Here is a 25,641-nt window from a genome sequence, read left to right on the forward strand (position 1 = left end):
AATGCAAGTATTAATTGATACTTATTTTTTCCATTCTCCTGCTTGTGCTAATCGATCTTTAGCCAATTCAGTAATAATAACATGCACTGCTTCTTTTGGTGCGCCAACATTTTTTGAAATTGCTTCAGTTACATCTTCCATCATCTTGGTTAATTGTTCTTGCGTGCGACCTTCGACTAATTCAATGTGTACAAATGGCATACAAATCTCCCCTTTTAAATTAATAATTTCATTTTAACACTCGTTATCTTTTAAGGAAATAAGGTTTCAGTCTTTTCTTCAATCATTTTTCTGCTGGAGATGATAAGCTAAAATTAACTTATTTCGAGAGGATGTTTTAAATGAAACAAATCAATACTGGTATTTATTTTGAAAAGAGTTTACAAATGGTCATGTCTGCATACTTAAAAGCACTGAATACACACTTAGAAAAAGAAGGACAATCAGCTGTCGATCAACAAACCTTTACAAATAAAATAGTGAAACGTTTTTTATATGGCAACGAGATTTATCAAACGACCTTTGACCAACTATTTGAAAAGGCCGAAACCTTAAATGAACTTGGAGAAACTTTATTACAAATTGTTTATCAAGAGGTGCCACTAAAATCTCTTTTAAATCAAAAATATTGCTGCCAAGAACTGGTATTGGATGTTGACTTATACAAGGACCTAACAAAAGCTAGTACTTTCATTTACAGTGAGAATGAAGGTGCGCGAATAACTTTAGTTAACCAATTATTCAAAACTTGGTTTATTAAAAAAACATCCGTTACATCAGCTACTTTCTTACAAAATAAAACCCAAATTTCGGAAATAGTTTTTGATGAACAAGCTTTTCAAGATGGTTATTTAGTTTTAGATAGCTACTTTGCTAAAAGATAATTCTATCAAGAGAAAACCATTTAGGTTTTCTCTTTTTTATTTTGCTTGAGATGTGCTATACTTGATAGCCGTTAGCACAAGGGGGACATGAGATGCAAGCAAGAGAATTAGAGAAACAACATCTATTAAATACCTTAGAGATTATTGATCAAGAAGATCAAATTTTAAAAAAAAGAACTGCTAAAAGTAAACAGACATTTGATGCTTCCATGATGGAAAACGCTGGTCAAAGAGTTCAGTCTGGTTCCTTTGAAGCGTTAGCTGATTCCATGGCTGACAACCGCCAACACGAACAAGAACTATTGGTTCGCTATCAAACACTGGCTGCCTTAGAAAAACGCCAAAAAGTTTTACAATTAATGAGTGGGAATCCTTATTTCGCCCGCATAGATTTTCAAGAAGATGCTGGAAAAGAGACCCTTTATTTAGGTATCGCCTCTTTAAGAGATCGCCAAGAGGAGACTATCGTCATTGACTGGCGTGCACCAATCGCTAACCTTTATTATGAAGGAGAATTAGGTGACACTAGTTATGAAAGTTATGATGCAGTCATCCCAGTCGAATTAATCTTAAAACGACAATTTAAAATTCGCGACGGTGAAATTCTATCAATGGTGGATACTTCGGAAGCCATCAACGATGATTTCTTACTTGAAATTTTAGATGAAGCTTCTTCCAATCACATGAAAAACATTGTTGCTACTATTCAAAAAGCCCAAAATGAAATTATCCGTGACAACCGCAGCAAAGTTTTGGTTGTGGAAGGAATTGCTGGTAGCGGAAAAACTTCTGCCTTATTACAACGAGTGGCCTATTTACTTTATAGTAACCGTAAGTGGTTAGAAAATGATCAAGTCTTATTGTTTTCACCGAACCATATCTTTTCAGAGTATGTGTCGACTGTCCTGCCTTCTTTAGGAGAAAGTGGCATTCCAACTGAGACCTTTAAAACATTTTTAACTAAACTATTACCAAATTATGCCATCCATACAGAAGAGAGTCATGAAGAAGTCTTTTTATCGGGACAAGATGATCGTATTTTACGAGCAAAAAGTAGTTTAATGATTGTTACTGCTTTAGAAAAATATACGCAACAGATTACTGATCTAGGGCCACTCTTTAGAGACTTAAAAATTGGCGAGCAAACGTTAATCTCAAAAAAACAAATTCGCTCATGGTACCAAGAAACCAATCCTGCTTTACCAATGTATCAACGAATGCAATTGTTACAAACAAAACTACTTAAAAAAATCGGTGGTTTTGTTAAAGACGAAATGAAAAAAGATTGGGCCAAAGAAGCTGCTGAAGACCTAATTCAAGAAGCTTTTGTTAACAATCCCAATATGGAAGACTCTGAAAAGGCTGAGAGACGATTACGACGTCAAATGCTACAAAAAGTTGTGAACCGTCGTTTCAAAGGCATTCGTCGAAAAATTAACCGCTACACCTTTGTAAATTACGCGAAACAGTATTTACATTTCTTACAGAATATACCAAATAACCTTTTGTCCCATTACCAATTAAGTCGATCCGATTGGCAAATGATGCTAAAGGAATTGATTCAAGATTTTAAAAATAAAGACATTAGTTTAGAAGATGGTAATTTGCTTTTCCTTCTAATGAAAGCTATCTATCCTTTGGAAGTAAATCAAAAAGCCCGCTTCATCTTTATTGATGAAATGCAAGATTTTTCACCTGCGCAAGTAGCCGTTTTAAAATATTTATATCCTAATGCAACCTACACTTTATGCGGTGATTTAAATCAAAAAGTATTTGGTAATGAAAGCATGGTCCAATCTTTAGCAGAAATATTTAGTGATCAAACGATTCGGCATTTTGAATTGACTACTAGTTACCGTTCGACTGAAGAAATTACCAATTTTGCCAATCAATTTTTGACTCAAGAAAATCGTGTAAAGCTGACAGCACGAGCAGGTGATCTACCTAAAATGTACTTTTCACTTAAAAAAAATGAGATGATTGCCCGGATTGCCCAAGAATTAACTGATACGGTCGAAGTAGCCAAATATTGGCGTACTGCTATCATCGCCAAAACTGCTGAAGAATGTCAGGACTTATATGATTCTTTAAGTGATGCGCAAAAAGAAAATGTTCAGCTGCTAACTGACGAAGAAGATTTTATGAAGAAATCTCTGATTATTATTCCAACTTATTTAGCGAAAGGGTTAGAATTTGATCGAGTCTTTGCTTGGAATGTTTCACCAGATAATTATCAAACAGAGCAAGATAATTTGATTTTATATACTGTCTGTACCCGAGCGATGCATGAATTAAATTTATTAGTTGTAGGACAAAAAAGTCCATTATTAGAGGAAATTCCAGAAGGTTTATTTGAAGTAAAAAGTGTATAAAAAAAGGAATGAGCTTAAAAACTCATTCCTTTTTGCTTAGTCTAGTTCTACGTTGTGGTAAATTTGTTGAACATCTTCTAATTCATCTAAGACATCAATCATTTTTTCGAATTTTTCTAAATCATCACCAGTTAAAATAACTTCGGATTGAGGAATCATTTGCATTTCAGCAATTGAAAATTCTTCAATTCCTTTTTCTTTTAAAGCCGTTTGGATACTGTTAAAATCTTCAGGCTCTCCGTAAACAATAATTTGACCATCTTCAGCGACAACATCTCTGACATCAATCTCTTGATCCATTAAATATTCAAGAATTTCATCAGCATCTTCGCCAGCAAAACCGAACAATGCTGTGTTGTCAAACATATAAGAAACAGCGCCAGAAACACCCATGTTCCCGCCATTTTTACCAAAAGCCGCCCGCACATCTGCAGCTGTTCGATTGACATTATTTGTCAATGCATCGACTACTACCATTGAACCATTGGGACCGAATCCTTCATAACGTAGTTCTTGATATGTTTCATCACCAGAGCCTTTAGCTTTTTCAATTGCACGATCAATAATATGTTTTGGCACATTATATGTTTTTGCTCTTTCGATAACAAAACGTAATTTTTGATTAGCATGGGGATCAGGATCACCTGATTTTGCTGCTGCATATATTTCAATTCCAAATTTTGCATATACTCGGCTATTATTGGCATCCTTAGCCGTTTTTTTTGCTACGATATTGGCCCATTTGCGTCCCATATTTTCACTTCACTTTCGTTAATTTCATACTCATCTATTATAACGACTGACGCTTTTTTTGCATAGTCTTTTTTATACTTGCAACGGAAAACGCCCTAGATTTTGTTCTACTGGATGAAGCATCTGATAAATTTGATCACTTCGATAAGTTAACAAATGATTGGCTTGCTCCTGCTTACCTATTTTAGCTGCCATCGGCAAAGTAAAATCTTTTTTATGCTGATTGAGATATTTTTTTCCTGCGTCTGTAAAGCCTAAAATATGTAGCAGTGAATTTTCTTGTTCATAGGCAATCTCAGCTGGTTTTACTTGCAATAAAGTATAGACTAATAAACGCTGAAGTCGTGCTTTCGTATATCTCTTGGTTTGAATTCCAGCTAAATAATCAGAAAAATCTGGTCGCAATTGATTCAACAAACGAAATTCAACGCCTTCATTCATCTGATAAAGCATTTTTAGCTCCTTTGGTGTGCTGACTTTTAACTGATAATAAAGGTATGGCCAAAAATCAGACCAGCTAAGATGATAATCAAATAATTTTTTTTCAGTTAGTTCCGGTACAAAATTTGAAAAATCGTTTCCTAAGTTAACTGCTTGCCGGATTCCAGTTGCCGAAGCAAAACTCTGCACCATCAATTGATTATCATGATAGCCCTGTCCTTGTCGCTTTAAAGGGAATAATGTCATTGGTTTTGCATACTTTGCATTTTCCTTCGCATAGCTTAACGCCAATATATGATTCGGTGGAAATTCAGCCAGTTTTGGTAAAAAATGTCGAACTGTTTGAGCCATTTTTTCAGGGTAACTTAAATCAATTGGTAAGCTCTTAAAATAATTGTCAATTTCAACTTGATGTTGATTAAAAAAATCGCCATAACTTTGGTAATCAAAGTCATTTTCCTCATCCGTTCCAAAACAAAGTGCTTCACACTGCAGGGATTGCAGCATTTTAACACTGCCTCTTGCAAAATAGTCAGCTGATTGAACTGCCCATGAAAAAGGTAATTCCACAACCAAATCGACGCCATTTCTTAGCGCCACTTCTGCTCTATCCCACTTATCTAAGATAGCAGGTTCTCCTCGTTGTAAAAAATTCCCACTCATGACTGCGATGATTATCTCAGCACCAGATAATTTTCGCGCCATTTTTGCATGATACGCATGCCCATAATGAAATGGATTATATTCTACAATAATGCCACAACTTTTCAAATTCTCACCTCACAAAAAAGAGCCGACTAAAAGTCTAGCTCTTATGACAAACAAAAAACCATCGTTGACTATTTTCTTTAGGATTCTCATCTTCAAAGTCTGCAAAAACTTCAAAACTAAAGCCCACTTCTGCTAACATTACTTGATAGGTATTCAAAGAATAAGTTCTTTCTTGATGTAACTCATCAAAGCGTTCAAACAGTTCACCTTTTTTTACAAAAAAAGTTAAAAAATGTTCGATACTATGAGGTTCCTCTCCGGGATAGCTATCCCATAAAAAGGCAAACTCCTCGGTTTGATCATGAAAACTATATTCTGGGAAGACTTGATCAATTTGATAAGTGGAATGTACATCAAAAATAAAAGTGCCATCTTTTTCTAATAAATCAAATACCCCTTGGAATACTTTTACTACATCCTCAGCATTTTTCATATAGCATAAAGAATCAGAATAACAAGTCACTGCTTGATAAGTACCAATATCTTTTAAATCCAACATATCACCTTGAATCCATTGAATCGCTAGATCTGCTTCGATGCCTCGTTGGCTGGCAATTGTCAACATCTCTTCAGACAAATCTAAACCGGTCACTTGATAACCTTCTTCAGCAAATTTCACCGCTAAATCTCCGGTACCGCAAGCCAGTTCTAAGATGTTCTCTTGTCCCTTGGTTAAATGACGTTTAGTAAAGGCCAACCATTGATCATATAAAGTTTCATCCATAATTTCATCATAGACAAAAGCAAAAGTTTCATACGCCATTAATCTAACCAGTTAGAAATATTCACTAATGGTGCATCTGACCAAAGTTTTTCTAAATTATAGAATTCTCTTTCGGTTGGGCTGAAAACATGAACGATTAAATCGCCTAAGTCGATTAAGACCCATTTCCCGCCATCTTTACCTTCAATTCGTTTAACTGTAGCGCCGTTTTCTTCCTCTTTATCGACAATTTCTTCCACTATTGCGTTAATTTGACGATCTGAATTCGCTTGGCAAATCATAAAATAATCCGCTAATAAAGAAACTTCTCTTACATCCAAAGCAACGATATCAACAGCTCTTTTTGAATCGGCTGCTTTTACTGCTGTTTCTAACATTTGTTTACTATCTATGGTGATTCCCTCCTATTTTTGACCGGCAACAAAACGGTTATAAGTTTCTAACGTTTTAGGATAGACCGGGTTTTCATTTTCGATTAAATGACTTAATGTGTGTTTTGTCTCAAAGGCGACTGCTTGATCTAAATCCATCAATGCAATACGCCGTGCTTCTTCTACTCCAGGAAAATCTCTTCCAGGTTCAATATAATCAGCCAAATAAATAATTTTAGCTAAATCAGTCATGTTGGCAGCACCTGTAGTGTGAAGTCGAATGGCTTCTAAAATGTCGACATCATGAACTTTTAATTCCCGCTCAACAAAATCTGCACCAACCAATCCGTGCCAAATGGCATTTCCAAATTTTTTTAACATAGCTTGATCAGGGTAGTTTTGGCGTTCAATTTCTAATAAAAATTCTTCATCGCTACGTTCTTTAGCATAGTCATGAGTCAGTGCTGCGATACTAGCTTTTTCAGTTGAAACACCGTATTTTTCCGCCAATAAAATAGCCATTTCTTCCACACCCAAAACATGCTTGAAGCGTTTTTCACTCATTCGCATTTGTACTTGCTGCATCAAAGCTTCGCGATCCATTGCTGAATAATTTTTGCTATAATTCATCTAAATACAATCCTTCTTCCGCAATATATTCTCTGACTTTTTCTGGCACTAAATATCGAATAGAACAACCTTGCTTGACTTGTTGTCTAATATAACTGGAAGACAGCTGAATCTGAGGAACATCTACCCAAATGATTGGATAATTACTTTCTTGCGGATAACCTGGGCGGCTAACACCTACAAAATGAACCATTTGAACCAGTTCATCAATTTTATACCATTTAGGCAAATAAGCTACTTCATCGCCACCAATGATAAAATAATAATCTGCTTCTGGATCTTCAGCAATTAATTCTTTCATCGTGTCATATGTATAACTTTTTCCTTGACGTCGCAATTCTCTTTGATCAATCACTAAATTAGGATTGTCTTCCGTTGCTAATTCTACCATTTTTAATCGATGTTGGCTGGCAATTGCTTTTTTCTCATCTACATGAGGAGGAAGATACGACGGAATTAAATGAACCTCATCAAATCCCAGCTTTTGACCTACTTGATCGGCCACCATTAAATGCGCGGTATGAATCGGATTAAAAGTCCCACCCATTAAACCGATTTGTCTTTTTTTGCCATTCACTTTCGTCATTGGAACAACTTCAGGAAAAGTAACTACATTCGTTTGAAACACAATAATGCCTCCTGTGATTAAATAGTTTTTACTTCACGAGAAATTTTTTGATATTTTTCTTTGTTGGAAGGTTTAAATAAAACCAATACCCGACCAATAATTTGAACAACTTCACAATGAATTTTAGCTTCAAGAACTGTCGCTACATCTTCAGCCACTTCATCAGTATTTTGTAGCAAACTGATTTTTATTAATTCACGTTTTTCCAATGCTTCTGCTATTTGTACCAATACTTCTTCATTTAGACCATTTTTTCCGATTTGAAAGATCGGATTCAAATGGTGCGCTTGGCTTCTTAAAAACCGTTTTTGTTTTCCTCTTAATTCCATGAATAAACTCCTTTTAAATTAATGCTTTGCGAGTCAATACGTCGACTCCTCTAGGTGCCCAACCAGCAACTACTGCTGGTTTTAAAACAGTTACCCAACCTAATCCAGCAAATACAATATCGGTTTTTTCCTTAATCGAAAATTCAAAACGAACCAATTCAGGAAATTCAGCGACTTCATCTGGTCGAGGCGGTTGTAATAATACTCCCACATGTTTTGCATAAAATTCAGTCGCTTTTTCTAATTTAGTACGATGCGGCGTAATATCATTTGATACATAAGCAATGAAAGAGGCTTTCTCTCCACTAACAAAATCGAACCGTGCTAAACCACCTAAGAATAATGTTTGACCAGCATTTAATTGATACACTTTCGGTTTAATTTCTTTATGCGGGGCAATAATTTTCAAATCTTTTTTGCCTAAATAATGCGCCATTTGATGTCGATGAATAATTCCTGGCGTATCAATTAAGAAATGACCATCGTCTAAAGGTATTTCAATCTTGTCTAATGTAGTTCCAGGGAATTGTGATGTGGTAATTAAATCTTGTACACCAGCACTTTGCTTAATAATTTGATTAATCAAAGTTGATTTACCCACATTGGTAACTCCCACAACATAGACATCTCTGCCTTTGCGATATTCTTCGATTTTTGCTAGTAAATTTTCCATTTCGTGAGGTTTTCTAGCACTTGTCAATAAAACTTCTTCAGGGCGCAAACCTTCTTCATGGGCACGCTCTTTCATCCATTGAATCAAATGATTTTTTTTCAATGATTTAGGTAAAATATCAACTTTATTCCCTACCAATAAAACTGGATTGTCGCCAACAAATCGATGCAATCCTGGAATCAAGGAGCCATTAAAATCAAAAATATCCACGACATTAACAATCAAAGCATCTGTTTTACCTAATTCATTTAACAAACGTAAAAAATCATCATCCGTTAAATGAACATCTTGAATTTCATTATAATGACGTAATCTAAAACAACGCTGGCAATAAACATCACCACTAGCCAACCCCTTTTCTAAAGCTGATTGAGGTGTATAACCTAGTTGATTGGGATGTTCTGTCTGAATCTTTGCACCACAACCAATACAATAAATTTCTTCTTCCATTTATATTTCACGCTTCCATTTCATATCTGGATTCTTTTTTAACAAATGTTTCATAATAAAACGTTCAAAAAAACGATTCACTTGCGTATTCCAAGCATCACTATCCACAATTGGACGCACTAAAATACTACGAATACCTGCAGCATTTGATCCGCGAACATCAGTCATAATTTGATCACCAATCATGACAATCTCAGATTTTTCTAAACCTAATTTTTTGCGGGCTTCATTGATTCCATTGGCAAAAGGCTTCATCGCTCGAGAAACAAAGTCTAATTCAAAACTTGCTAAGGCTTTTTTTACCCGACTAGCATTATTATTCGACACCACGACAACTGGAATATCAGCCTCAGCCATCACTTGCAACCAGTCTAATAATTCTTTCGTCCCATTCGGATTATTCCAGGCAATCAAAGTATTGTCTAAATCTGTTAAAACGGCTTTTATGCCTCTTGCTTTCAATTGTTGGGGAGTAATTTGGTATATTGCTTCAACCATCCAGGTTGGTTTATATTTTTCGAACATAGCAACTCCTATATTTCTTCATTTTTCATATCTACAAATCTTGATTATAACTTAAATCCTTTGAAAACTCCACAATCGTGGCAATAAAATAAGAAGAACTCTGTTAAAAGAGTCCTTCTTAATAAAAATTCTATAAAACTTTAGACAAGAAATCAATGGTTCTGGAATTTTTGGTTTGATCAAAAACTTCTTGCGGTGTTCCTTCTTCTACAATAACACCTTCATCCATGAAAATAATCCGGTCTCCAACTTCTTTGGCAAAACCCATTTCATGAGTTACGATAACCATCGTCATACCTTCTTTAGCCAATTGCTGCATCACGGCTAAAACATCACCAACCATCTCAGGATCTAATGCAGATGTTGGCTCATCAAACAGCATCACATCTGGTTGCATTGCCAAAGCTCTAGCAATCGCAATCCGCTGTTGTTGTCCTCCAGATAATGACTGAGGGTATGCATCTGCCTTGTCAGACAAACCAACTTTTACCAAAAGTTCTTTAGCAATTTTTTCAGCAGCATCTTTAGACATTTTTTTTACCCGAATCGGTGACAAGGTAATATTATCTAAAACAGTCATATTAGGGAATAAATTGAATTGTTGAAACACCATTCCCATCTTTTCCCGTGTTTTAAAAATATCATTTTTCTTATCAGTAATGTCGGTACCTTCAAATCTAATTGTGCCAGATGTTGGTATTTCTAATAGATTGATACATCTTAGAAAAGTACTTTTACCAGAACCAGAAGGTCCAATGATAACCAATACTTCTCCTGGTGTGACTTCAGTCGAAATATCTTTTAGTACTTCATTATCACCAAATTTTTTATTTAAATGTTCTACTTGAACCAATGCTTCACTCATAATTGTTCTCCTATCTTTGATATCCGCGACCTAAACGTTTTTCCCATAAAGCTAGCAAACGGGAAGTCACAAAGGTCATTACAAAATAAATACCTGCTGCAACTACGTAAGGTTCTAACGGAATATAAGAATTTGAAATAACAATTTGAGCTGCACCCATTAATTCGTTAATCCCAATCGTTGTCAGCAAAGAAGAATCTTTTATTAAAGTCACAAATTCATTTCCTAATGGTGGTAGGATATTTCTTAATGCCTGTGGCAAAATCACATAACGCATCGTTTGCGCTGGTCTTAAACCTAGTGAATAGGCTGCTTCTGATTGACCATAATTCACGGCAATAATACCGCCACGAATAATTTCAGCCACATAGGCACCTGAGTTTAAAGATAAAACCAACATACCTGGAATCAAGCGACCTAAATCAACGGTTAACACACCTACTGATAGATCTCTTGAAGGAAATAACCCTTGTAAGACTAAGAAACCAATCATGATTTGCAGCAACATTGGTGTCCCACGAAAAATCTCAATATAAATATTAGCTAGCCAATTTAAAGGTTTTGTTTTTGCTAATTTCATTAAAGCCATCACAAGACCAATCAATGTCCCTAAAACCACAGTACACATTGATAAGACAATTGTAATACTGGCTCCTGAAAGAAAGTAACCTAAATACTGATGTAAAAACGAAAAATCCAATGACCTAACCTCTATTCTTCTGTTGATTCAGCGACTTGATTGTTCGCTTTTACGTATTCATCAATTTTTCCTTCGCTGATTAATTTCGCAATAATTTTATTTAACTCATCTTTTAATTCAGTGCTACCTTTTGGTAAAGCGATTGAAAAGGCATTGTCATCATCTGTTTTTAATTCTACGTTGGCAATCATTAAATCAGAATTTTGTTCAACATAAGATTCAGCAATGGTTTGTTCAACTACCATACCATCTAAAGATCCTTGATTTAATTCAACGATCATGCTTGGTACTTTATCGATAGAAACTAATTTGGCGCCAGATAATTGATCTTTCACAATATCTTCTTGGGTTGAGCCTTTTTGTGCGCCAACTTGTTTTCCGTCAAAAGCTGCAATACTGTTTAAAGTATCTTGATTTTTCTTGTTGATAATAATTACTTGTGGTGGATTGTAGTAGTTATCTGTAAAGTCAAACTGTTTTTGTCTTTCAGCAGTTGCCGAAATCCCTGAAACAGCGATATCTGCTTTTCCTTCTTTGACAGAAGCTAAAACTGTATTAAAGCTCATATCTGAAACTTGGGTTTTTACACCAAGTTCATCAGCAATTGCATTAACCATATCAATATCTGCTCCAACGATTTGGTCCTTGCCGTCAACCATTGTATGGAACTCAAAAGGTGCGAAGTCTGCTGAAGTTGCTACTTTTAAAACACCCGCTTTTTTAATAGAATCTAATGTTACTTCACTTGATGTGTTGTTGCTTCCTGAACTATCTGTGCCACTATCGTTGCTGCTGCCACAAGCAGCTAGTGTTACTAATGCCAATAAACCAATGGCGATGCCGGTAATTTTTTTCATCCTAATTCCTCCTAAAAATTTAAAGCTTCTTTTTTTCAATGCACTTATTATAGCATGAAAATTTCAAAAGAAAAGCATTAAGTTGTATAATTATTGAATTATTCTCACTAATTACTGAATAATATCTATTATATTCAGCTTTAAATGTATATTTATTTTATTCGTTCGTTGCCTTTTTTGCTAATTCTTGCGCTTTTGCTACCATTTCATCCACTTGCCCATCATCTTGTAATTCTTTAATGGATTTATTTAATTCCTTTACTAAATCTTCATTTCCTTTAGGTACAGCAATCGAAAAGGAATCTTCTTTCATGCTTTCTAAAGCAATATCGGCAATCATCAAATCAGGATTTTGATCCACATATGATTGTGCAACTGTCTTTTCTGTAACTAGACCGTCCAATGAACCATTCTTTAATTCCACAAAAATATTTGGTAATTTTTCAATTGCCACTAATGTGGATCCAGTTAACTGTTCTTTCACAACGTTTTCTTGAATTGTCCCTTTTTGTGCACCAACTTGTTTTCCTTCAAAACTATCTGTGCCAGTATATTTATCTGCATCAGCTTTTCTAATGACTACTGCTTGTGGAGAAGTATAATAAGTATCTGTGAAGTCGAAACTCTTTTCCCGCTCGTCAGTGACTGAAATTGCTGAAATTGCCACATCTGCTTTTCCTTCTTTAGTAGCTGCTAGTACATTATTAAAACTCATATCCAGCCATTTAACTTTAACATCCATTTTTTTAGCTATTGCTTCCATCAAGTCAATGTCTGCACCCACAATTTCATCTTTCCCGTCAATCTCAGTGTGGAAGCCAAATGGTGCATAGTCAGGTGACGTAGCTACTTTGATGACACCATCTTCTTTAATTTGTGATAATTGATCGCCGTCGCCACCACTTTCACCACTTGAGCCACATGCTGCTAAACCAAAAATACTTAATCCCATAAATAAAATCGCTAAACTTTTTTTCATCTTACTTCCTCCATTATTATCCTTCATTTTTTAAGATAAAAAGATTATAGCATAAAATTTCACAAAATGTAGATAAAATTGAATAATTATTTATTTTAATCTCTAATATGCGTATAAAAAAACAGTCTCGATAAAGAGACTGTTAGAATTTACGAAATTTTTCATAACGTCTTTCTAGTAAAGTACTGATAGAAAGTTGCGTTAATTCTGTTAGTTTTTCAATCAAAGCTTTTTGAATCATTCGAGAAATTTTCTCTTCAGCTAATCTTTCACCTTTAAAGGTTTCAGGAATAACTTTATCGATGACACCTAACTCTAAAAGCTCTGGAGCTGTGATTTTCATTAACTCAGCAGCCTCATCCGCTCGTTTGCCATCCTTCCAAAGAATAGATGCAAACCCTTCTGGGGAAAGGACGGCATAAATGCTGTGTTCCATCATCCAAACTTCATCGGCCAATGCCAAAGCTAATGCGCCACCGCTACCGCCTTCACCAAATACCAATGAAATAATTGGCACTTTTAAATCAGCCATTGATAATAAGTTGGCCGCAATCGCTTCCCCTTCTCCTCTTTCTTCCGCTTCAACACCGCAAAATGCGCCAGGTGTATTCACAAAACAGAGAACAGGTCGTTTAAACTTTTCAGCCTGTTGCATCAAGCGTAATGCTTTTCGATACCCTTCAGGACTAGGTTGACCAAAATTTCGGGCCATATTTTCATTTAGATTTTTTCCTTTTTGAACGCCAATTACTGTGACTGGTTTCCCAGCTAAGTAAGCGACACCACCGACTATTGCCGGATCATCTCCAAAGCGACGATCTCCATGAAATTCTTCAAAATCAGTAAAAATTTGGTCAAATAATTCTAGACTGGTAATGCGATCCTGATGACGAGCTAATTTAACAATTTCGCCTGCAGATTTACTCATTTTGGCACCAACTTTCCTGTTGATGAAGTTCTAATAAGCTTTTTAAGCGAGACTTCAATTCAGTTCGTGGGACAATTTGATCAATAAAACCATGGGCCAATAAAAATTCAGCTTTTTGAAAATCATCTGGTAATTTCTGTCGAATCGTTTGTTCGATTACCCGCCGTCCAGCAAAACCAATTTGACTTTGAGGCTCTGCTAAAATAATGTCGCCATCCATTGCAAAACTTGCTGTTACACCACCGGTAGTCGGATCAGTCAAGACTGTGATATATAACAAACCAGTATTACTATGGCGTTTAACTGCTGCACTGATTTTAGCCATCTGCATTAAAGAAAAAATACCTTCTTGCATCCGCGCGCCGCCTGAAGCTGTAAATAAAACGACAGCTAATTTTTCTTTGGTGGCCCGCTCAAATAGACGGGTAATTTTTTCTCCAACAACAGTCCCCATGCTACCCATAATAAAATTAGTATCCATTACACCAATAGCAAAAGCTGTGCCTTCGATTGTTGCTTTCCCAGTCAAAACAGCTTCATCTAAACCTGTTTTTTTCTTAGTCTCAGCAATTTTTTCGGGATAATCTGGGAAATCAATCGGATTCTTTTCAATAATTCCAGTATCCCATTCTTCTAAACTTTTTTCATCAATGGTTAACGCCAAACGTTCCCAGGCACTAATGCGAAAATTATAGCCACAATGAGGACAAACTTTTTCAGCACCGATTTCCTTTGTATACAATGTTCGTTTACAACTAGGACATTTTGCCCACATATTGTCTGGTACAGCCGGTTTTGCAATCTCTTGGCTATTGGTATAGCGATTAGGATTAATTCGAATATAATTTTTCTTCTTATTAAATAAACCCACTTAACTGCCTCCTACTCGCTTTCTTGCCACTCCGGTAAAAATTTATTTTGTAAAAAACTTGTATCATAGTCTCCCGCAAGAACGTTGGGGTGACTAATTAAGTCCATTTGAAAATCAACATTGGTAATAACACCTTCCGAAACAAATTCTCCCAGTGCCCGTTGCATTTTCATTAATGCTTCAAAACGATTTTCCCCATGGACAATTACTTTTGCAATCATTGAATCATAAAATGGAGGAATTGTCACCCCACTATACATCGCTGAATCTACTCGTAAACCTAAACCACCACTTGGCAATAATAAAGTCTTTATTGTTCCTGGTGATGGCGCAAAGTTAAAAGCAGGATTTTCCGCATTGATCCGGCATTCAATCGCATGTCCACTGAAAGTAACTTCTGCTTGTTGAATTTCTAAAGGTTCACCACTGGAAATTTTAATTTGCTCTTTAACAATATCAATTCCCGTAATCATTTCTGTAATTGGATGCTCGACTTGGATTCGCGTATTCATTTCCATGAAATAAAACTGCCCATCCATATCTCTTAAAAATTCAATGGTTCCCGCACTCTCATAATTTACAGCTTCCCCAGCTCTAACAGCAATCCCGCCGATTTCATCACGGGTTTTTTGGTCTAATACAATTGAAGGCGCTTCTTCTAAAACCTTTTGATTATTTCGCTGTAAAGAACAATCACGTTCTCCTAAATGAATAACATGACCAAAAGAATCACCTAATATCTGAACTTCAATATGACGGGCAGGAAAAATAATTTTTTCCAAATACATCGAGTCGTCACCAAAAGCCGCTTTTGCTTCGGCTTTAGCAGCCATAAACAACTTTTCTAGCTCATCTTTAGTTTGAACTTTTCGAATACCTTTACCGCCGCCACCAGCAGCAGCTTTTAACATCACAGGATAGCCGATTTCATCAGCAATTTTTTCTGCTTCTGCCAAGGTTGAGATTGCTCCGTCACTTCCAGGAATAACTGGCACTTTTGCTGCTTGCATCAATTGACGGGCATGTATTTTATTTCCCATCGCGTCAATTGTTTTTTCCGATGGACCAATAAATTTAATATTACATTCATGACACATAGTTGCAAACAAACTATTTTCTGATAAAAAACCAAAGCCTGGATGAATCGCTTCAGCGTTTGTCACAATAGCAGCACTTAAGATACTTTGCATATTTAAATAGGAGTCAGTCGATCGCGCTGGACCAATACAAATAGCTTCATCAGCCATTTCTGTATGCAACGCTTCTCGATCTGCTTCAGAATAAACTGCGACTGTTTGAATTCCTAGTTCACGACAAGCGCGAATAATACGAACCGCAATTTCGCCACGGTTAGCAATTAAAATTTTTGAAAACATAGACACCTATCCAATCATAAAGGTTAATTCCGCTTCTGCGACTTTTTTACCGTCAACATATGCGATTCCTTTGCCCATTCCAGCATTGGCTTTTACCTTTGTTAGTTCTACTTCTAAGATTAATGTATCTCCTGGTGTAACTTTTCTTCTAAATTTTGCTTTATCAATACCGCCAAAGTAAGCAGTTTTGCCTTTGAAATCTTCCAAAGAAAGCAAAGCAACTGCGCCAGCTTGCGCCATTGCTTCAATAATTAACACCCCTGGCATTACTGGTTCATGAGGGAAATGACCTTGGAAAAATGGTTCGTTCATAGAAACATTTTTCTTGGCTTTAATACTTTTTCCAGCTTCTAATTCTTCCACCCGATCGATTAATAACATAGGGTAGCGATGAGGAATAATTTCTTTAATTTCTTCGATTGTAAGCATAATTTTCTCCTAACTAATTCTGAAGAGTGGTTGACCATATTCAACAACTTCTTCGTTTTCGACTAAAATTTCGGTAATTGTACCATCAAATTCAGAAGTGATTTCATTTAATAATTTCATCGCCTCAATAATGCAGATGGTTTCGCCTTTTTTGACAGTATCACCTAAGTCTTTAAAGGCTGATTGATCTGGTGCCGGTTTTAAATACACCACCCCAACAATTGGGGAAGAAATAATATCGCCAGTTTTTGGTACTGTTGTTTCAACCGTTTCAACAATGGTTTCGGTTGTTTCGACAACTGATGGGGTCACAGATGTTGGTCCTTCTGTGGCTACTTCATTGTTGGTTGTTTGCACTTGACGGCTCGTTTTATTTTTATTCATGTACAATTCAAAATTGCCTTCACGTAAGTCAAATTCAGTTAGTGAAGATTGATCAAATTGATTCATTAAATCTTTTACACCTTGGATATCCATTAACTTCTAATCCTCCCAACGCTTCAAGCAAATCACTGCGTTGTGACCACCAAAGCCCAGTGAATTACTGACTGCGTAGTTTACCTTCGCATCTTTAGCTTCGTTTACAACAATATTTGCTTCCACTTCTTCGTCTAATTCAGTAACGTTAGCAGTTGGTGGAATAAATTGATGCTGTAAAGCCATTAATGTTGCTACCGCTTCGACCCCGCCAGCTCCACCTAATAAATGACCAGTCATTGATTTTGTTGAGCTAACATAAGTATCTTTTGATAAAGCTGCTACAATTGCTTTACTCTCTGCTTTTTCATTAGCTTGTGTACTTGTTCCATGAGCATTTACATAATCAACATCCGTTGGAGAAATACCAGCTTCTGTAATTGCTTCTGTAATTGCTCTAGCTGCCCCATTACCATCTGGTGATGGTGAAGTCATATGATATGCATCGCAAGTAGCACCGTAACCAACAACTTCGCCTAAAATATTGGCTCCACGTGCTTGAGCATGTTCTAAAGATTCTAAGACTAAGACTCCAGCACCTTCACCCATCACAAAACCTGTCCGTTTTTTATCAAAAGGAATTGATGCTTGATCTGGATCAGTGGCCGTACTTAAAGCCGTTAAAGCTGCAAAGCCCGCAATTCCGATTTCATTAATACAAGATTCGGCTCCACCGGCCACAATCACATCTGAGTAACCGTGTTTAATATTGCGGAAAGCTTCACCGATTGAATGCGTCCCACTAGCACAAGCACTAACTGGGCTATAACAAATTCCTTTTGCACCAATTCTTAAAGCCACATTTCCGGCAGCCATATTGACAATTGCTAAAGGAACAAACATTGGTGACACTCGAGCTGGGCCTTTGTGATCCATTTTGATTACCTGGTCTTGTGTCGTTCCCAAGCCACCAATTCCTGAACCAATTAAGACACCAAAACGTTCCATGTTTTCTTCTTCCGTATTGATACCACTCATAGCCATCGCTTCTAGTGTTGCGTAAATTGCATAAAGTGAATATTTTTCCATCCGTTTCGTATCTTTTTTGACGAAATATTTTTCTAATGGAAAATCTTTAACCTCACCAGCTAAAGTAACACCAGTTTCTTCAGCATCAAAAGAAGTAATTGGACCAATTCCGTTATTTGCTGTTTTCAAACTATTTAAAAATGTTTCTTCGTCATTTCCAATTGGAGAAGTGACACCAAAACCTGTAATAACTACTCGATTCATTTTGTTCAATCCTTTCTTACATTACCATTCCGCCGTCAATATTTAGCACTTGTCCAGTGATATAAGGACTTTCTGCTAAAAAGACAGCTGCATCAGCGACATCTTGACTATCTCCAAAACGTTGTAATGGAATTTGGGTGATGGTTTGTTCTTTAACTGCATCACTTAATTCATTACTCATATCAGTCACAATAAATCCCGGTGCAATCGCGTTACAAGTGATACCTCGAGGGGCAACTTCGCGAGCAACAGATTTAGTGAAACCAATTACGCCAGCTTTACTTGCTGCATAGTTGCTCTGACCACCATTCCCGATTAAACCAACTACACTGGCCATATTAATAATGACCCCTTCACGCTTTTTCATCATTTTCTTTAAAACTTGTTGCGTCATATTGTACGTACCTTTTAAATTCACATCAATACAAGCTGCAAATTCTTCTGGCTTCATGCGCAATAATAATTTATCGTTGGTTATCCCAGCATTATTAACTAGTACATCGACTGAGCCTAATTGTTCTTCAGTTTCCTTTATCATAGCAGTTGCATCTTCGTAAGAAGCAATGTCGCCAGTCACTGAAATACATTTTACCCCAAGTGCTTCAATTGCCTGAATCTTTTCTGGTGCCATTTGGCTACGGCTATTTAAAGCAATGTTGGCACCTTTCTTAGCAAATGCTTCAGCAACACTCCAACCGATGCCTCGACTACTACCAGTTACTAAAACAACTTTATTGGTTAGCTCCATTTGACCCTCCTAAAAATGTGATGGTTTGTTCTAAAGTTTTAGAATCCTCTACTCGGCTTGTGGCAATGGCACGATCAATCTTTTTGATAAAGCCAGTTAAGGTTTTACCTGGACCAATCTCCACCATTTGTTCAATACCCATATTTTTTAAAGTCACAATACTGTCGCTAAAACGGACAGGTGACATTACTTGCTTAGTTAATAGTGCTTTAATCTGATCCTGCTGCATGATTTCAGCAGTCGTATTAGAAATGACTGGAATGTCCATTTCTTTAAATGTAATAGTTTTTAATTCTTCCGCCAATCGATCACTCGCCGATGCTAACAAAGCGGTGTGAAAAGGACCACTCACATTTAATGGAATCATTCTCTTAGCCCCTGCTGCAGTTAATAATTCTTCGGCCTTTTCAACTGCTGCAACTTCGCCACCAATAACGATCTGTTGTGGTGTATTATAGTTTGCTGGTGTGACAATCCCAAATTCACTAGCTTCTTTACAACATTTTTCAATTGTTTCAGCTGGCGTATTCATCACAGCGACCATTTTTCCACTTCCGGTTGGCGCTGCTTCTGCCATATATTGACCACGCTTATGAACAAGTTTTACCGCATCAGAAAAATCTAACGCTCCACTAGCAACTAAGGCCGTATATTCTCCTAAACTTAAACCTGCAGTAGCATCTGCTGTAAAGCCTTTTGACTTCAATAAACGTAAAAAAGCAGTGCTAACAGTTAAAATTGCGGGTTGTGTATATTTTGTTTCATTTAATTGCTCATTTTCCGTAAAGCATAAATCAGCGACTGAAAAACCTAGTAAATCACTCGCTTCAGTGAAGGTATCTTTTACAATTTGCTCTTGATTGTATAATTCTTGACCCATGCCGACATATTGTGCCCCTTGGCCACTAAATAAAAAAGCAGTTTTCATATTAATCTCCTAGAAAAAAAGACCAGGCCTAAGCCTAGCCTAAAATTTTATTGATTATGCAGTTTGTTGCTTTTCAACGTATTCAACTAAATCTTTTACAGTAGCAATTCCGTCTTCTGTTTCGATTTTCACGTCAAATTCGTCTTCGATTTCATTGATGATTTGGAATAAATCTAAGCTATCTGCTTCTAAGTCTTCTTGGATATTTGTTTCTAATTTCACTTCGTCTGCTTCTACCCCTAGTTCTTCAACAATAATTCCTTGGATTTTTTCAAATGTCATTATAAGTTCCTCCACTTAATTTTTAATTTTAATATTTTTAACTCATTACAGCTGGACAAGTAGGTTACCCCACGTTAAGCCGCCGCCATAACCAGTTAGACACACAGTTTGGTTGCCTCCTAATTGAAGGACTTGTTGTTCAACTAATTCATCTAATAAAATTGGAATGCTAGCAGCTGATGTATTGCCATAATTCATTAGATTCATAGGAAATTTTTCAATTGGTTCTTTTAATTTTCGCGCCATTTTTTCGATGATTCGTTTGTTTGCTTGATGGAATAAATAATAATCCACCGTTGGTTCATCAGCAATAAATTTTTTCAAACTTTTCGTCACATCATTCATTGCAAAATTCCAAATACCGCGACCATCCATTTGTAAATAACTATCTTTTTCTTCCATTTCAAAAACATTCTGACTATTGTGATAACCAGAGGTCAAGCTTTGTGCTCTTTGTCCGTCAGCTTCCAGCGACATTTTTAAAATGCCTGGTTCAGAACTTGCTTCTAATAAAACTCCTGCTGCACCATCACCGAATAATACCGATGTACCACGATCATTCCAATCAAGCAATTTTGAAATTTTTTCGCCGCCAATAATTAAGCCTTTTTGCATCCCGCCTTGAATAAATTTCTCGGCAGTTGTCAAAGCATAGACAAAACCAGAACAAGCTGCGCTAATATCAAATGCCATTGCATTATGAGCACCTAGTTGTCCTTGAACCATACAAGCTACCGAAGGACATGTATAATCTGGCGACATCGTAGCAACGATAATAAAATCAATTTCTTCAGCCGATATAGCAGCCTGAGCAATTAATTTTTCAGCAACTTTTAAACATAAATCTGACGTATTTTCTTCAACCGCAATATGGCGTTGTCTGATACCAGTTCGACTGGCGATCCATTCATCAGAAGTTTCCATAAAACTAGTTAAGTCATCATTGGTTACAACTTTATCTGGTAAATAACGTGCGGTTGCGGTAATTTTCCCATATTGGTTCATACTCATTTGATTTCCTCTAAGTAACTGTATAAATTTATTAAAGCTCGTAAGAATACTTCTTGTTCGTCATCATTTAAATCTTTAATCGCCCGTTTCACCATTTCACGATGAAAATGCTGATGAACTCGAAAGACTAGCTTCCCTTTTTTTGTTAATGCTAATTTTACTACCCGACGATCATCTTCACTACGGATCCGATCAACATAACCTTTTTTTACTAAACGATTGATCGACGTGGTCAAAGTTCCTACCGTCACTAATAACTCTTTTGCAACTTCAGTAGTTGTTTTCTTCTTATACATGCCAATCGCATCAAGCGTATGCATTTCAGTAATCGTCAAATCACTAAACTGTGATTTTTTTAGTTCATTTTCTTCAATCGACAAAACGTCATTAAAGATTGAAACCAAGTAGGTATTTAATTCTTCCCAGTTATGTTCCATGACCCTCACCTAATTAGTTTGATTATCAAATCATTTGACTCTCAAACTATATCTTAAATCATTTGTGAATGCAAGGTTATTTCTTTAAAATTTATTTAAAATCTTAATGGAAGCAACTTCACACACGTATCAGCTGTATTAATTACTTTGATATCCAAGTTAATTTTAACCAAAAAAAAGAGTGACGCAAGTCTTTTAACTTACGTCACTTTTTATAAATTTTATACGTTACGATGCATTGGAATCGAATTATTATTAGCATGAACTAATAAATACTGATCCACATCAATGTTACTTGATTGGAATGATGCTGCACAAGCCTGCAAGTATAAATCCCACATGCGGTAAAAACTTTCATCACTTTTAGCAACGATTTTATCTTTAACTTGATGGAAATTTTCAGTCCAGTGTTCTAAAGTTAATTGATAATCTCGGCGTAAACTTTCTAAGTCAATTAATTGCAAATCATTTTCTGTAATGTGCCCAACGATCTCAGTCACACCTGGAATGTATCCGCCTGGAAAAATATATTTGTTAATCCATGCATTTTTTGCGCCGCCTTGTTGACGGCTAATTCCATGAATAAGTGCTGTTCCTTCAGGCTTCAAGCAATCATTTACTTTAGTAAAATATTCACCTAAGTTTTCACTACCGACATGTTCAAACATACCTACACTAGTAATATGATCAAATTTATCTGTCATATCGCGGTAATCCATCAAATAAACAGAGACTTGATTTTCTAATTTTTCGTCTTTTATAATTTTTTGAATATGGTCATACTGTTCTTCACTTAAAGTGATTCCCGTTGATTTTAAACCGTACTCTTTAGCAGCAATTAAAATAAGCGTACCCCAGCCACAGCCAATATCCAATAGTGTTTCACCAGGATTGGCATGTAATTTATTTAGGATGTGATGAACTTTATTTATTTGTGCTTGCTCTAAGGTATCTTGCGGTGTTTCAAAATAAGCACATGAATAAGTCATTGTTGGATCTAACCACAGCTCATAAAACTGATTGCCTAAATCATAATGACTGTGAATATCTTCTTTACTTTGTTTCTTTGTATGCTTTTCTTTTGGTAACCATTTTTTAAAATTTTTATTTGCAAAAAAACCATTGGCTTGCTTATAGACATCGTAAATTAAAGCTTGTATGTTACCTTCAACTTCGATTTTCTTACTCATATAGGCTTCACCTAGCGCAAGCGAAGCATTGTTAGTTAAATCTTTAACTGGAATTTTTTCATTAAATTTAATTTTAAAAACTGTTTCACCGTCATTGTTACCATATTCTTTTACTGAACCGTCCCAAAAGGTAACTTCGGTTTTTTCTGAAAATGATGGTTTAAATAATTGATTATATACTTCTTTTTCTAACATTTTTTTCCCTCCATTACTATATATATAATGACTGGAAATGAAAAATTTTACAAATATTTTGCAGCGAATTTCCGGGAAATTTTTACAAAAAAAACAAGCCATATTTTCAGGCTTGTTCCTAAACTATTGAATCAAATCGTAAATCTCCATCGCAACGATATCGATATTATCAAATTGGTAAGATTGCTTACTGTCAGATTCTGTTAATTCGAAAGTTTCGGTTGAACTATCATATGTTACAGTACATTTTTCAACGCCTTCTTTTTCAAAACGTCTTACTTGTACTTCGCTGTCAGTTGACTCTGTCATTGCTTCCAAACGCTTAATAATGGCAACTAATTGTGAATGTTTCATCTAGATGCCCCCTTTCCAATTAATTCTTGTATATTGTATCAAATCCATCTAATTTATGCATTGATTTTCGACAATTTATTTCAATTTATTTGTTCAGTCTTTCCACCATAGTTTGATTAAGCTTTGTGTACCTAAATTTTCAAAACCATCAGCTGCTAATTTTTCGTAAAGTTCAGTAGCTAGTTCAGTGGCCGGTAGATCTAAATTCATTTTTTTGGCTTCATCCAAAGCAATTTTCAAGTCTTTAATAAAATGTTTAACAAAAAAGCCCGGTGAATAATCTTGTTTTAAAATTCTGGGACCATAATTTGCCAATGACCAATTTGATGCTGCGCCACCGCCTAAAGTCTCAATCACACTATTTAAATCTAATCCCACTTTATCAGCATAGACTAACATCTCCGTCATACCAGTCATTGTTCCAGCAATCATAATTTGATTGGCCATTTTAGTATGTTGACCCAAGCCAGCACTACCGTGAAGAGAATAACTTTTACCCATGATATCAAATAATGGTACTACTTTATCGAAGGTTGCTTGGTCGCCGCCAACCATGATTGTTAAGGTGGCATTTTGTGCCCCTAAGTCGCCACCAGAAACTGGTGCATCTAAACTTTCAGCGCCAGCTTCTTTAGCAGTTTGATAAATTTTCTCAGCTAAACTGGGCGAAGAAGTGGTTAAATCAACTAAAACTTTATCTCTCACAGTTACACTAAAGACACCATTATCGCCGTAATAAATCTCTTCAACGTCACTTGGATAGCCAACCATTGAAAAAACTACCTCACTACTTTCAGTAGCTTTTGCTGGTGTATCTTGCCAAACAGCTCCCTTAGCGACTAATTCATCTGTTTTGCTCTTTGTCCGGTTATATACCGCTACCTCATGTCCTGCTGCTAAAAAATGTTTAACAATTGATTGTCCCATGACACCAGTGCCGATAAATCCAATTTTCATCTTAACTTCCTCCATGTTTCTATTTTTTTTACTTGCTATTAGAATTTTTCAATGAAGTTAATTTCATTCTTACCTTTTCTACAGGTGCTGTTTTATTTTCTGTTTCAAGTTGATAATGAACAAGCATTTCTTGGTAAAAATCTTGCATATCTTCACCGAATTTTTCAGCTGAAATCTCTTTTAACTTCTGTGCCCGATCTGACGTATTCATAGAAATATTACTCTGAACATATTCAATAAATGTTTTAGCAAAATCTTGATCATTTTTATAAGTAACACCTAAGGAAGGTTTATCAAATAATTGATTGAGATACTCATTGCCTTCCACACAACATTGCAAACCGGATGCAATCGCTTCTGCATATGTTAGTCCTTGTGTTTCAGACGTTGATGCACTTACAAAATAATCCGCTGCATGATAATAGAGCGAAACATTTTCATGGGGAACTTCCCCTGTAAAAACAACTGATTTCGAAATGTTTAAATCTTCAGCCATTTCTTCCAAATCTTTACGATAAGGACCCTTTCCCACAATTACCAATCGAACATTTGGTAAAGCTTCAAGTACTTCAGGAAACTGTTTGACAATCACTTGGATGTTTTTCTCATATGAAATACGGCTCAATGACAACGCCATTATTTCATCAGATGAAATTCCTAAATCTAAGCGTAACTGATCGGTCATTTCCTTAGTAATATCTGGCCGCAGATATTGTTTTATATCAATCCCAGTCGGAATCACCTTCATCGGGATATTCACATCGTAACGTTTCAAGGTATTTACCACCCGTTCACTGGGACACACGACTCCGGTTGAATGGTTAACAAAGCGGCCAATAAAATATTTAACTGCACCTGGTCGAACAACTTTTCCATTGGCAATATAATGTAAATAATCCTCATACATAGTGTGATAAGTATGAATCACTGGAATCTCTAAACGATTAGCCACCATTTTTCCTAAAAAGCCAGCCCCAAATTCTGTATGGGTATGAATTAAATCCAATTGTAAATCTTTGGCCACTTGATAAGCAAACCACATTCCTCGAACAACTATTCTGCGATCCTTAAATGAGACAAAAGGGACACTTGGCATACGCACGATATCTTTTTCCAATTCCAAAGCATCGGGATCAGTCGTCGTGAATATGTAAACCTCATGACCTAATTTTTCTAATTCGATTTTCAACGTTCGAATAGATGTTGATACTCCGCTGACTTGCGGAAAATAAGTATCTGTAAAAAATCCAATTCTCACACTTCTTCCTCCAAG

31 protein-coding genes are annotated in these 25,641 nt (G+C 36.1%); 2 read left to right on the forward strand and 29 right to left on the reverse strand.

Annotated features, from left to right (window positions below):
• Positions 1–21: 21 nt before the first annotated feature.
• Positions 22–201, reverse strand: coding sequence for a 2-hydroxymuconate tautomerase (gene thmT / locus ACVWNY_RS08100; RefSeq protein ID WP_218324985.1), 180 nt, complete (start codon positions 199–201; stop codon positions 22–24).
• Positions 202–341: 140 nt separating this feature from the next.
• Here thmT and ACVWNY_RS08105 point away from each other — a divergent pair, with 140 nt between their 5' ends.
• Both ACVWNY_RS08105 and helD read left to right on the forward strand, forming a co-directional pair.
• Entirely contained in the window at positions 342–884 is a 543-nt protein-coding gene (locus ACVWNY_RS08105; RefSeq protein WP_218324984.1) for a hypothetical protein, read from the forward strand.
• Positions 885–976: 92 nt separating this feature from the next.
• Positions 977–3,256, forward strand: coding sequence for an RNA polymerase recycling motor HelD (gene helD / locus ACVWNY_RS08110; RefSeq protein WP_218324983.1), 2,280 nt, complete (start codon positions 977–979; stop codon positions 3,254–3,256).
• 36 nt (positions 3,257–3,292) lie between these two features.
• Here helD and ACVWNY_RS08115 read toward each other — a convergent pair whose 3' ends face one another.
• The 28 genes from ACVWNY_RS08115 to ACVWNY_RS08250 all read right to left on the reverse strand — a co-directional run bounded on the left by ACVWNY_RS08115 (position 3,293) and on the right by ACVWNY_RS08250 (position 25,626).
• The gene (locus ACVWNY_RS08115; protein WP_218324982.1) at positions 3,293–4,009 is read right to left on the reverse strand and encodes a YebC/PmpR family DNA-binding transcriptional regulator; all 717 of its coding nucleotides are present in this window, start codon (positions 4,007–4,009) and stop codon (positions 3,293–3,295) included.
• A 72-nt stretch (positions 4,010–4,081) separates the two neighbouring features.
• Positions 4,082–5,221, reverse strand: a complete 1,140-nt coding sequence (locus ACVWNY_RS08120; protein ID WP_218324981.1) for a nucleotidyltransferase — start codon at positions 5,219–5,221, stop codon at positions 4,082–4,084.
• Between the two features lie 34 nt (positions 5,222–5,255).
• A complete protein-coding gene (locus ACVWNY_RS08125; RefSeq protein ID WP_218324980.1) occupies positions 5,256–5,984 on the reverse strand; it encodes a class I SAM-dependent DNA methyltransferase in 729 nt (242 codons plus the stop codon).
• Positions 5,984–6,322 (reverse strand): ribosome silencing factor, encoded by a 339-nt coding sequence (gene rsfS / locus ACVWNY_RS08130; RefSeq protein WP_218324979.1) that lies wholly within the window; start codon positions 6,320–6,322, stop codon positions 5,984–5,986. Before rsfS ends, ACVWNY_RS08125 begins: the two co-directional genes overlap by 1 nt.
• A gap of 27 nt (positions 6,323–6,349) precedes the next feature.
• A complete protein-coding gene (yqeK, locus tag ACVWNY_RS08135) occupies positions 6,350–6,946 on the reverse strand; it encodes a bis(5'-nucleosyl)-tetraphosphatase (symmetrical) YqeK (protein ID WP_218324978.1) in 597 nt (198 codons plus the stop codon).
• Positions 6,936–7,532, reverse strand: a complete 597-nt coding sequence (locus ACVWNY_RS08140) for a nicotinate-nucleotide adenylyltransferase (RefSeq protein ID WP_218325441.1) — start codon at positions 7,530–7,532, stop codon at positions 6,936–6,938. The genes yqeK and ACVWNY_RS08140 overlap by 11 nt, the downstream gene beginning before the upstream one ends.
• A 59-nt stretch (positions 7,533–7,591) precedes the next feature.
• Positions 7,592–7,903, reverse strand: coding sequence for a ribosome assembly RNA-binding protein YhbY (yhbY, locus tag ACVWNY_RS08145; RefSeq protein ID WP_218324977.1), 312 nt, complete (start codon positions 7,901–7,903; stop codon positions 7,592–7,594).
• 13 nt (positions 7,904–7,916) lie between these two features.
• Positions 7,917–9,026: a ribosome biogenesis GTPase YqeH gene (gene yqeH / locus ACVWNY_RS08150; protein WP_218324976.1), complete on the reverse strand. Its 1,110-nt coding sequence runs from the start codon at positions 9,024–9,026 to the stop codon at positions 7,917–7,919.
• On the reverse strand, positions 9,027–9,551 hold the full coding sequence (locus ACVWNY_RS08155) for a YqeG family HAD IIIA-type phosphatase (RefSeq protein ID WP_218324975.1): 525 nt from the start codon (positions 9,549–9,551) through the stop codon (positions 9,027–9,029). It abuts the gene before it with no gap.
• A gap of 130 nt (positions 9,552–9,681) precedes the next feature.
• Positions 9,682–10,416: an amino acid ABC transporter ATP-binding protein gene (locus ACVWNY_RS08160; RefSeq protein WP_281419004.1), complete on the reverse strand. Its 735-nt coding sequence runs from the start codon at positions 10,414–10,416 to the stop codon at positions 9,682–9,684.
• A 10-nt stretch (positions 10,417–10,426) separates the two neighbouring features.
• Positions 10,427–11,116 (reverse strand): amino acid ABC transporter permease, encoded by a 690-nt coding sequence (locus tag ACVWNY_RS08165; protein WP_218324974.1) that lies wholly within the window; start codon positions 11,114–11,116, stop codon positions 10,427–10,429.
• Positions 11,117–11,127: 11 nt separating this feature from the next.
• Complete coding sequence (locus ACVWNY_RS08170; protein ID WP_218324973.1) at positions 11,128–11,973, reverse strand: transporter substrate-binding domain-containing protein; 846 nt, start codon at positions 11,971–11,973, stop codon at positions 11,128–11,130.
• 157 nt (positions 11,974–12,130) lie between these two features.
• A complete protein-coding gene (locus ACVWNY_RS08175; RefSeq protein WP_218324972.1) occupies positions 12,131–12,952 on the reverse strand; it encodes a transporter substrate-binding domain-containing protein in 822 nt (273 codons plus the stop codon).
• A 142-nt stretch (positions 12,953–13,094) separates the two neighbouring features.
• Positions 13,095–13,880, reverse strand: a complete 786-nt coding sequence (locus ACVWNY_RS08180) for an acetyl-CoA carboxylase carboxyl transferase subunit alpha (protein WP_218324971.1) — start codon at positions 13,878–13,880, stop codon at positions 13,095–13,097.
• Positions 13,873–14,751 (reverse strand): acetyl-CoA carboxylase, carboxyltransferase subunit beta, encoded by an 879-nt coding sequence (gene accD, locus ACVWNY_RS08185; protein WP_218324970.1) that lies wholly within the window; start codon positions 14,749–14,751, stop codon positions 13,873–13,875. The genes ACVWNY_RS08180 and accD overlap by 8 nt, the downstream gene beginning before the upstream one ends.
• Positions 14,752–14,762: 11 nt before the next feature.
• Positions 14,763–16,127 carry an acetyl-CoA carboxylase biotin carboxylase subunit gene (locus ACVWNY_RS08190; RefSeq protein ID WP_218324969.1) on the reverse strand — a complete coding sequence of 455 codons (1,365 nt, stop codon included), beginning with the start codon at positions 16,125–16,127 and terminating at the stop codon, positions 14,763–14,765.
• Between the two features lie 6 nt (positions 16,128–16,133).
• Positions 16,134–16,556 carry a 3-hydroxyacyl-ACP dehydratase FabZ gene (gene fabZ / locus ACVWNY_RS08195; RefSeq protein WP_218324968.1) on the reverse strand — a complete coding sequence of 141 codons (423 nt, stop codon included), beginning with the start codon at positions 16,554–16,556 and terminating at the stop codon, positions 16,134–16,136.
• A 9-nt stretch (positions 16,557–16,565) separates the two neighbouring features.
• Positions 16,566–17,033, reverse strand: coding sequence for an acetyl-CoA carboxylase biotin carboxyl carrier protein (gene accB, locus ACVWNY_RS08200; RefSeq protein WP_218324967.1), 468 nt, complete (start codon positions 17,031–17,033; stop codon positions 16,566–16,568).
• Positions 17,034–17,039: 6 nt separating this feature from the next.
• Positions 17,040–18,266 (reverse strand): beta-ketoacyl-ACP synthase II, encoded by a 1,227-nt coding sequence (fabF, locus tag ACVWNY_RS08205; protein ID WP_218324966.1) that lies wholly within the window; start codon positions 18,264–18,266, stop codon positions 17,040–17,042.
• Between the two features lie 16 nt (positions 18,267–18,282).
• Complete coding sequence (gene fabG / locus ACVWNY_RS08210) at positions 18,283–19,014, reverse strand: 3-oxoacyl-[acyl-carrier-protein] reductase (protein ID WP_454071217.1); 732 nt, start codon at positions 19,012–19,014, stop codon at positions 18,283–18,285.
• Positions 18,998–19,942, reverse strand: a complete 945-nt coding sequence (gene fabD / locus ACVWNY_RS08215; protein ID WP_218324964.1) for an ACP S-malonyltransferase — start codon at positions 19,940–19,942, stop codon at positions 18,998–19,000. The genes fabG and fabD overlap by 17 nt, the downstream gene beginning before the upstream one ends.
• Before the next feature lie 54 nt (positions 19,943–19,996).
• Positions 19,997–20,224 carry an acyl carrier protein gene (locus tag ACVWNY_RS08220; RefSeq protein WP_218324963.1) on the reverse strand — a complete coding sequence of 76 codons (228 nt, stop codon included), beginning with the start codon at positions 20,222–20,224 and terminating at the stop codon, positions 19,997–19,999.
• A 45-nt stretch (positions 20,225–20,269) separates the two neighbouring features.
• Complete coding sequence (locus ACVWNY_RS08225) at positions 20,270–21,229, reverse strand: beta-ketoacyl-ACP synthase III (RefSeq protein ID WP_218325439.1); 960 nt, start codon at positions 21,227–21,229, stop codon at positions 20,270–20,272.
• 2 nt (positions 21,230–21,231) lie between these two features.
• On the reverse strand, positions 21,232–21,672 hold the full coding sequence (gene fabT, locus ACVWNY_RS08230; RefSeq protein WP_218324962.1) for a fatty acid biosynthesis transcriptional regulator FabT: 441 nt from the start codon (positions 21,670–21,672) through the stop codon (positions 21,232–21,234).
• A gap of 221 nt (positions 21,673–21,893) precedes the next feature.
• Complete coding sequence (locus tag ACVWNY_RS08235; protein WP_218324961.1) at positions 21,894–23,057, reverse strand: SAM-dependent methyltransferase; 1,164 nt, start codon at positions 23,055–23,057, stop codon at positions 21,894–21,896.
• A 123-nt stretch (positions 23,058–23,180) separates the two neighbouring features.
• Entirely contained in the window at positions 23,181–23,411 is a 231-nt protein-coding gene (locus tag ACVWNY_RS08240; RefSeq protein ID WP_218324960.1) for a YkuJ family protein, read from the reverse strand.
• 93 nt (positions 23,412–23,504) lie between these two features.
• Positions 23,505–24,368, reverse strand: a complete 864-nt coding sequence (locus tag ACVWNY_RS08245) for an NAD(P)-dependent oxidoreductase (RefSeq protein ID WP_218324959.1) — start codon at positions 24,366–24,368, stop codon at positions 23,505–23,507.
• Between the two features lie 28 nt (positions 24,369–24,396).
• Entirely contained in the window at positions 24,397–25,626 is a 1,230-nt protein-coding gene (locus tag ACVWNY_RS08250; RefSeq protein WP_454071218.1) for a glycosyltransferase family 4 protein, read from the reverse strand.
• Positions 25,627–25,641: the final 15 nt, after the last annotated feature.

It is taken from the genome of Enterococcus sp. JNUCC 77 (assembly GCF_054819945.1).